The organism is Bacteroides faecalis, assembly GCF_003865075.1.
GTDB lineage: Bacteria > Bacteroidota > Bacteroidia > Bacteroidales > Bacteroidaceae > Bacteroides > Bacteroides faecalis.
Map to the genome: position 1 here is coordinate 1 of NZ_BHWB01000041.1, position 9,130 is coordinate 9,130.

5 protein-coding genes and 2 pseudogenes are annotated in these 9,130 nt (G+C 39.2%); 2 read left to right on the forward strand and 5 right to left on the reverse strand.

Features of this window, described 5'->3' with window-relative positions; all coding sequences use genetic code 11:
- From EJF25_RS24205 to EJF25_RS24210, 3 genes and pseudogenes are all read right to left on the reverse strand, one after another.
- Positions 1 to 2,413, reverse strand: a pseudogene (locus tag EJF25_RS24205) (hypothetical protein); the annotation flags it as partial.
- 114 nt (positions 2,414 to 2,527) lie between these two features.
- Complete coding sequence (locus tag EJF25_RS24990) at positions 2,528 to 2,623, reverse strand: smalltalk protein (RefSeq protein ID WP_160119442.1); 96 nt, start codon at positions 2,621 to 2,623, stop codon at positions 2,528 to 2,530.
- A 255-nt stretch (positions 2,624 to 2,878) separates the two neighbouring features.
- The gene (locus EJF25_RS24210; protein WP_125043245.1) at positions 2,879 to 3,190 is read right to left on the reverse strand and encodes a hypothetical protein; all 312 of its coding nucleotides are present in this window, start codon (positions 3,188 to 3,190) and stop codon (positions 2,879 to 2,881) included.
- 990 nt (positions 3,191 to 4,180) lie between these two features.
- Here EJF25_RS24210 and EJF25_RS24220 point away from each other — a divergent pair.
- Positions 4,181 to 4,843 (forward strand): hypothetical protein, encoded by a 663-nt coding sequence (locus tag EJF25_RS24220; protein ID WP_125043247.1) that lies wholly within the window; start codon positions 4,181 to 4,183, stop codon positions 4,841 to 4,843.
- Positions 4,844 to 5,394: 551 nt separating this feature from the next.
- Positions 5,395 to 7,491, forward strand: a complete 2,097-nt coding sequence (locus EJF25_RS24225; protein ID WP_125043250.1) for a BT4734/BF3469 family protein — start codon at positions 5,395 to 5,397, stop codon at positions 7,489 to 7,491.
- A gap of 117 nt (positions 7,492 to 7,608) precedes the next feature.
- Here the strand turns inward: EJF25_RS24225 and EJF25_RS24230 are convergent, their stop codons facing one another.
- Positions 7,609 to 8,043, reverse strand: coding sequence for a DUF6078 family protein (locus EJF25_RS24230; protein ID WP_125043252.1), 435 nt, complete (start codon positions 8,041 to 8,043; stop codon positions 7,609 to 7,611).
- Between the two features lie 138 nt (positions 8,044 to 8,181).
- Positions 8,182 to 9,130 (reverse strand): annotated as a pseudogene (locus EJF25_RS24235) (flavodoxin-dependent (E)-4-hydroxy-3-methylbut-2-enyl-diphosphate synthase); the annotation flags it as partial.

Genomic DNA, 9,130 nt, shown 5'->3' on the forward strand with positions numbered 1-9,130 from the left:
AGATCTGACCGTCCGATCCGGTGTGCATGATCCGATTGGGGGACATGGACTGGGGGGTATCATATAGGTATACTGTCCGGCTGTACGGTGTATTCTCATCAAGTCTGTATTCCACCTCCTCTTTTAAAACGGTTTTTCCTCCATAGCCCAAATTGTAAAACTTGAATTTGTTATCGGGTGATAAACGGGGTTTAATATTGGTTTGATACAGTTCGTCTCCTTTGATATAACTGGTTGTCTGAGATTTGTAGTAAGTCTCCAAGGCTGCTTCATCCAGATAATAATCCGACGGTTGCATCTGGGGCAATTGCTTGTTGTAGGCGGAGAGTGCCTCGTATTTGTATTTGGTCATTTGCTGCCATTTTCCATTTGCATCGTACACCGCTTTTTCATATAATAATCCGTTGTTCCAGAACGGGTAGATATTATTTATATCCGATGAAGGAGTTGCTATCTGAAAACGATATGTGTTCATTCCTTTCCCGTGAATCGTTTCTGTCACATACGGGTAATAGAGTCCGTTATTACCCATGTTTACCACAGGATGTCCTTCCGGTCGAACTCTGTCATAGGTGATTTTGTCACAAAATCCCGAATAACAAACATTAACTATATTGGAATACGAATAATACACACTTCGGCCGTGCTGAGGATAGCCGTACGAAATGGTATCTTTCCGGTTGCTTGCCTCGTCGTTAAATAGTAGTGATTTTAGCCGGATCCCTCCGTAATCATTTCCTGTATCTACCTTATTTTTCTCGTATTCGATTTTTATTTTTCCTCCGTCAGTAAGTGTAATACCTTTCAATGAATACAAGGCAGTCAGCATTTCATAAGCCTGTCCCGATGCGTTACGTGCGCTGCAATATCCCCATAGGTCACCGGTCACTCCATTAGGAAGTGATGGAAAGTCTTCGTATGTAAAATAGTCAAATTTCATGTTAGCTGTTTCCTTGCTATCTTTACCGAGGAAAGAAACTTTTTTCAATGTTTTGTCGTATTGCGTAAAGCGGATGGAAGAAAGCAGTGTCTCACCCGGAGTGTACAAATTGATTTCGGACAAGGATAGAACCACATCTTCTTTATATGCAAACTTCACAATACATTCGGGGGAGATAATCATACTTAGTATCGGAGATACTATATCGTATCGGCTTCCCCCGCTTATTTGCTTTTCTGTGATATTCTTAATTTCGACCAGGCAATTATGTACGCTACTGGCTGCACTTTTCAGGCATGATCCTGCTTGTTCCATATGGGAAGAAGTTTCTATATGAGAAGCATTATTGGCTAATTGGTAACAAGTATTCGATAAAGACACAAGTGTCCTTTCCAGTTCTTGTGATGCAGAAGTCATCGTTTTGATATTCGATAGTATGCCAATAATCCTGTTATTGGTTTCTATCATAGGATTTTCAAGAGGTTGAAAGAAACATGTATTGTATGCTTTAATTATACTCATTTGTGCATCAACTTCTCTCAATAACGTTTCCTGGGAATATAGTTTTAAGTGATATCTGGCTTCCTCAATATTGGATTCAAATCCCAGCTGATATTTTTTAAAGTCAAATGGTTGCTCTTTCACAGGTCTGCCATAATGATAGGTCATTCCATATGAATTCAAAACCTGTTGTGTGTTAATTCTCCCTTTTAAATAGTATTGTGAATTTTCTACATTACCTTTATAACAGAATTCAACAGGTGCTCCATTGTATGGGAGAATACGGGTGAGATACCATGCCGAAGTGTATGACGTTTGTGGAATAGCGTTTGAGGTAGAAACGTCCACATATTGAAGATCTTTATTCATTTCTATTTGTCGGTAAATATACCGGTTCCCATTATTATCAGTAATGGTCCATCCTGTGATTTTGCCGAACTCCGTTTCGCACTTGATACGTGCATCAGTTTGTTCCAGCGGTTCGGCATATATCTTTTTGTTCGCATCAGTACGAATGATAAAGTCTACTTTCTGTCCGTTGAATACAGCTGTAAATATATCGCTTTCGCCATCTCTTCTGCGAAGTCCTACCTCCTTTGCATCATCTTGTAGAGGTGTGGAGTTACTTTCGGACCGTAGATAGCCAAAGGAGGTATCTTCATCGGGAAATCCTCCACGCATCGTACGGGTAACGATTCCACCCGCATTAAGCATCCAATTATAGCCGATGAGTCCGGGAGAGTCGCTGTCTTTTACTCCCTTTCCAATATAATTCAGGGAAATAGGCAATTCATAATTTCCTGATCTCAATTTGTATAGGGGTACTGTATAATTGAATATCCCCGTCGAATAATCTACCATTACATTTTTCTGTTCGGCTAGGTTTTGTGCCTGTTCTCCGGGTTTAAAATCCTGTGCCCGGCCATTTAATGTAATGAGTAGGAGAAATAATAAGTATGTTATTCTTTTCATGATTGTGTTTATTAATTAAGTTTTAAATGAAAGCCGGAAGTCTTTTTCCGGTGTTCTGTTCCTGTTCAAAGGACTTCCGGCTTATAGATAAAGTTTGTTTATTGACTGTATAGTTTATAGGTTCATCGCATTAGCGCCCAGTGCTCCGAGCACTGCCGAAGCCACAGCGATAATTGCTTTGAGGATTATATCCCAGGTTGATTTATTCATTGCCATCGTTTTCCCACCTCCTTTCCAGGTCTTTAAATAGTTTTAATCGGTTTATAACGCTCCTGAAAGTGCCTTTCAATCAACTGTAAGTTGGTTTACTAACAATTTTCAATCAGTCGTCGATCAACTCTGAATTAGCTCTTTCACTTCGGATACGGATATGTTCCGACCTTTCAAATAGAGCGTACAACTCCCCTTCATAGTAAGAGTATTTACTACGATCATATTGATTATCAATAAGTTAACAGGCAATTACTAGTGATTGAAATGTCTCATTGTCTGCGGTGGCGAATGACACGAGTGCATGTAAAGTTCACATCCATTGGAGAACTTGTCGGTACGCAGTGGAGCCTTCTCGTTTACCGGCATTTTCTGAACCTGTGCCGCCTCGGGGCCACGATTGCCAAAATGATCTATCGGTTGCGTCCGGCTTGTATTGTCTTTCAGAACGGAAACGTCTGATGCTATATCGGGATTTAATTTATTCATTGGTGTATTACTTGTTAGTTTTCTATATGGTATTACTAAAAACTCAGAGGATTTTGTAGTTGGTATACTCCTTTTCAATATTTTTTAATCAATAACGCAGTAAAAGTTAGCATCATCCATCAGGTACTGTTTAAATGGTTCCAGTAAGTACTACGAAAAAGCTGTGTATAGTATGTATTCATAATTCTATCTCCTTTCAATAAAACATCAATTAAATGTTAGTAAAATAAGCCATAAAAGCTACATATATGTTTGCACTTAGCAAATACACTTCTCTTTGTTTACGCTAAGGAAGTATTTAATGGCACAAATATACTAACTATATTTTATAAAACAAATAAATAGTTAGCGTATTGACATCATTTAACTAACACAAATAATCAAATACGATCAACAATAAGTATACAAAGGTAGTAAATTATAAAAAACGATGCTTACAAGAGAAAATAATAAAGGAAACATACTAACTACACAACAATTTCCTATATTTATGATGAGAATAAAAAGAATACTAACACATTCATTATTTATCCCATAACTAGTACACAAACAAAATAATAATTAATACTATATAAAGTGCAACAATAACAAAATACAGTTCAACAACACCGTTATTCAGCATATAGTATTTGGATTCCTTTTATTAAAAAGGAACAAATAATTGATTTACGTTTCCTTTTCGTATAAATTTTAGAAAAAACACTTATCTTTGCATATAACCTTCTTTCCATGTCAGCGTGACATGAGGTGTAAGAGAAAGGAGTTTTTTTATAATTATTGGAATATAAACGTATTACTTCTCTGTATAGAAAGTTGGCCCTTTAACACAGCGAGAAGTGATACAACAGATATTCCATGCCAATTGTTATATAGTATTCCTATACATAAAATCGGCATGGACGTCTGTTGTTTATCACTATTGCTGGAAGGTAAGGCCAACACCTCTATACAAATAGTGAAACGGCAACAGCGTCTGTGCCTTTTTCTTTTTTCAGTCTCCCCATTTTTTGAGAGAGTACACAGACGTCTAGTCATATTCAGAAAGACAATCAAAATAATAAAAAAGATATGGATGATCTAGAAAAAATGTTGGAGCTTAAAAGAACTAATCTCAAAAAGCTAATTCAAAATGCGGATAAAGCTATCCAACAAGAGATGCTCAAATACGAAGAAGCAGAATTCTACATTCGTTTGCAAAGCGAATGTTTCAATTTGTATCCAGTGGTAGTAAAAGCGTTGTCATTACAAATCACTAACGATAGAAAACGTGCAGTCTTTTGTTCGATTCTGAATGGACATAAATTAAAAGATATTGCCACCGCCCATGGTATGACCCCCGAAGAAGCCGCACGTGAGTTCCACCGTACAGTATGGAATTTGAATAGAAAGGTAAGTAATGGAGCGTTCACCGCCAAAGAGTCTGTCAATATTCAGCTGTTACAAGAACGGAATATGCTAAAAAACAAGGTTCTGGACTATGACAGACAATACCACCAACTAGAGTTGGAAAACAAAAAATTATGTGATCAAGTAAATATACTCTTAAAAGAGAAAAAGAGGCGCACGAAGTACAAATTGAGAATAATGCATGAAATAGAACAAGTAGCACAGGAACAAGTGGTACAGGAACGGACAACAAAGAAACGAATAGAAAAACAGGAAAACCCTAAACACACATCCATCATCATGCGATGCGTGCAGTGGTTGAAGAAAGTATATTCCAAACTATAAGAAGTTTCCAGCAATAATAAAAGTACCTACAGATTTCAATAAACCTACTTACATATAAGTTTGCAAAACACAAAACATCTTGCATCTGCAACAATATCCGCTTATTTATCTAGTACATAACATATTACAGCGTTGCAGATGCTGTTACAGATAGGTGCAAGATACTATTATCTTACACACCTAGTAATCTCAAAAGAATTCACCATACAAATGAATCGTATCAACGTACGAAACAGTGTGTTCGCACGCTTGAAACAATGTGTTTTCCTATTTGTAACAAAGTATTCTCACTATCTAAACAAAGTGTTCTTATTACTTAAAACAGAATGTTTAAAGTATCAAAACAAAGTGTTTTATCAGTTTAAAACAAAGTGTTCAAAGGCTTGGAACAAAGTGTTCAATGATTTGATAAGAGTTGTAACAACTGTCAAGCCCTAATAACCTGATGAAAGAAACAAAAGAAAAGCAGGAAAGAACAAATAAAACCTCACTTTTTATTGCCAGATCGAGCAAGTTTAGTTACCTTTATAAGATATTTAAAATAAACAATAATGAAAGTCACACAACTAAGAGATAAGGATAAAACGACTGCACTAACTACCCTGGATATAGAAACATGGATAAAAAAGACACTAACTGAGACAAAGCTACAACCGGTATCTACATTCAGAGAAATACTACGGTACGCCCTGCCCGATACACGCTGTTACGATGCAGATAAGTTACCTAAAATTCTTCCTGCCGCAGAGTTCCGCAGGACAGAAGCTGGCAAACAGTTGAAAAATTATAATGGAATAGTAGAAATAACAGTAGGTCCACTAGCAGGCAAATCAGAAATCACACTAGTGAAGCAACAGGCTTGGCAACAGCCACAAACCTATTGTGTTTTCACCGGTTCCAGCGGAAAGACAGTGAAAATCTGGACACGGTTCACCCGACCGGATCAGTCGCTTCCGCAGAAAAAGGAAGAAGCAGAAGTATTCCACGCACATGCCTATCGGCTTGCCGTAAAATGTTATCAGCCTCAACTCCCCTTCAACATATTACCCAAAGAGCCAACCCTGGAACAATTTTCACGATTATCTTACGACCCGGAACTAATGTACAGACCAGACGCTGTACCTTTTTATTTATCTCAACCGACAAGAATGCCCGAAGAAATGTCCTATCAGGAAACACTACACTCCGAAAAGTCGCCATTAACACGAGCCGTACCCGGTTATGACATCCAAAATACAGTATTTATGCTTTTCGAAGCAGCACTAAGAAAAACACGGGAAGAAATCCATGAAGCAGAAAACAACGGTGCACTCCCCAGAGAAGAAGACTTCCAAGCATTAGTGACACAACTTGCCATCAACTGTTTCCATTCGGGAATTCCGGAAGAAGAAACAGTGAAACGTACCATTTTCCACTTTTACTTGCGTCGTCAGGAAACGCTAGTCCGCCAATTAATTAGAAACATATATGACAACTATAATGGCTTCGGTAAACAAAACGGCCTGAAAAAAGAACAATTGTTAGCGCTACAAACAGAGGAGTTTATGAAAAGACGCTACGACTTCCGTTACAACACACAAATAGGCGAAGTAGAATATCGTGAACGGAACTCATTCCGCTTTCATTTCAATCCAATTGACAAACGAGCACTAAACAGCATTGCCTTAGATGCACAGAGCGAAGGTATTCCACTATGGGACAGAGATATCAGTCGATATATTTACTCCAACCGAGTACCGGTTTTCAACCCCCTGGAAGATTTTCTTTATCATCTCCCGACCTGGGACGGCAAAGACCGTATCCGGGAAATGGCCCAAACAGTACCTTGCCAAAACCAGTATTGGGTAGAACTGTTCCACCGCTGGTTTCTAAACATGGTAATCCATTGGCGTGGAACCGATAAGAAATATGCGAACAATGTATCTCCCTTATTAGTCGGGGCTCAAGGTACGCGTAAATCTACATTTTGCCGCAGTATCATTCCTCCTGCCATACGAGCCTATTATACAGATAGCATCGACTTTTCACGAAAAAGAGATGCAGAATTATCTCTCAATCGCTTTGCGTTGATTAATATTGACGAATTTGACCAGATCAGCGATACACAACAGGGATTTTTGAAACATATCCTCCAAAAGCCAGTAGTAAATATGCGTAAACCTTACGGAACCGCAGTATTGGAGATGCGCCGCTATGCTTCATTCATTGCCACAAGCAATCAAAAAGATCTGCTGACCGACCCGTCAGGGAGCCGCCGTTTTATCTGCATCGAAGTGACGGAGACAATAGATACCAGCCATGCCATCGATTACGAACAGCTTTACGCACAAGCTATGTATGAACTGGATCATGGCGAACGTTACTGGTTCGACCAAGACGAAGAGCGGATTATGACCGAAAATAACCGTGAGTTTGAGCAACAGTCGCTCGAAGAACAATTGTTTTATCGATATTTCCGCCCTGCCCCAGAAGACAAAGAGGGTGAATGGTTATCACCGGCAGAGATTCTGGAAGAAGTCAAAGGAAACAGTGCTATCCCATTGTCCAACAAGCGGGTAAGCATATTCGGGAGAGTACTCCACAAACATGAAATACCTAGCAAACGCTCCCGACGCGGAACTCTTTATCACGTTACAAGGATTGCATAAAAAACAGATGTGTGTAAGATAAAGGATCTTGCACACATCTGCAACACGTATCTTGCACACTCTTTACTAACTAACAATCAACTTATTAACAGCATATCAGTGCAAGATGGCAGATAATTACCATTCAAATTCTTCTGTGTAGGAGTCAAATATAGGTTGAGCAGTTATTCCTTTCTGACGGAAAATACGTTGTATATATTCCTGCTGTTCCGGAGCAATAAATTTCTCCTCACGGTAGAAACGATAATACAATCCTCGCCCGAAATGACTGAGCATCATACGTTTAAGGGAGTCCGCATCTTTATGGGGTACATTATCCAACAAATGCTTGATTCCCCAAGCCACGCGTATCTTCCGTATCGGGTGGAAAGAAGGGCAGGAATTCGCATCTTCCGGAATACAGTTCGGATTAACCACCGACAGCGTAGGATACTGGTTTGTACTATGCATCGCTACCAAATGACGCAAACATTTTTCTCCTTTCGGACAGTGGGTGTTAAAGCAATGGGTATATCCATAGGGCACTGCTTGATAATTAAATTCATCTTCCATAATTACTTTTTCTTTAAATCTATCTATTTCATTACAGCCTTTTAGGCACATACTTCAAATAGTACATCAATAAAAAAGACAGGAATTACCATAAACATACTTAAGGCAATTCCTGTCTTAACAATAAAAATATTCTAATTAAAGTTCCATCTCTTTGCGATCATTACGGATAAACTCCAATAACCGCTCCACAGCCTCTTCTTCCGGAATATTTTTTTCTACACATACTTTTCCTTTATAAAGACTGATTTTACCACGGCCTGCGCCTACATAGCCATAATCAGCATCGGCCATTTCACCGGGGCCATTCACGATACATCCCATAATACCGATCTTCAAACCTTTCAAATGAGAGGTAGCTGCTTTAATACGTGCAATCGTCTTTTCCAAATCATAAAGTGTACGACCGCAACCGGGGCAAGAAATATATTCCGTCTTAGAAGTGCGGGTACGCCCGGCTTGTAAAATACCAAAAGCTGTTGCATCAATCACAGCATGACTCAAACTACCCTGATTAAACAGAAATATTCCGTCGCAAAGACCATCAAAGATCAAAGCTCCCATATCCACTGCCGATTTAATCTGCAAATCTTCCGCATTGTCTTCCGCATAATGCTGGAAGAATACAACCGGATTCTGCAAACCTTCTGTCATCAACTGATGCACCAATGCACGATGCTCACCTAATCGGTTCGGATGATTACTTTGAGAAACAATAACGATTTCCGGATGAACTTTCAGGCAAGCAATCACTTCATCCGTCTGCGCCATATAAGGCATAAACAAGAATTTCAGTTCAGCATTGCATGTTCCCATCAATGGCAATTGTTCATGATTGAATGCCGGCCATGTTCCGGCTTCACCGTTCCATACATCAGCATCAAGGATATATTCCACTCCTGCTTCACGTTGTTCAGGTAAGGACCTTCCCGCATAAATATAATCAGGAGTAAACTGAGGATTTACCTCTGTCTTTCCATCCATACGGTCGGCAATAACCACCGGCAGATGTTCTCCTCCAATGTTACGAACGGCACGCGTTTTCCGACGCGAAGGAGAGAGGTAATTAAATTCCGGTGCTTCCGCA

Coding starts and splice junctions, on each gene's coding strand:
- EJF25_RS24990 (WP_160119442.1), bottom strand. CDS start 2,623: ATGAATAAATCAACCTGGGATATAATCCTCAAAGCAATTATCGCTGTG.
- EJF25_RS24220 (WP_125043247.1), top strand. CDS start 4,181: ATGGATGATCTAGAAAAAATGTTGGAGCTTAAAAGAACTAATCTCAAA.
- EJF25_RS24230 (WP_125043252.1), bottom strand. CDS start 8,043: ATGGAAGATGAATTTAATTATCAAGCAGTGCCCTATGGATATACCCAT.
- EJF25_RS24225 (WP_125043250.1), top strand. CDS start 5,395: ATGAAAGTCACACAACTAAGAGATAAGGATAAAACGACTGCACTAACT.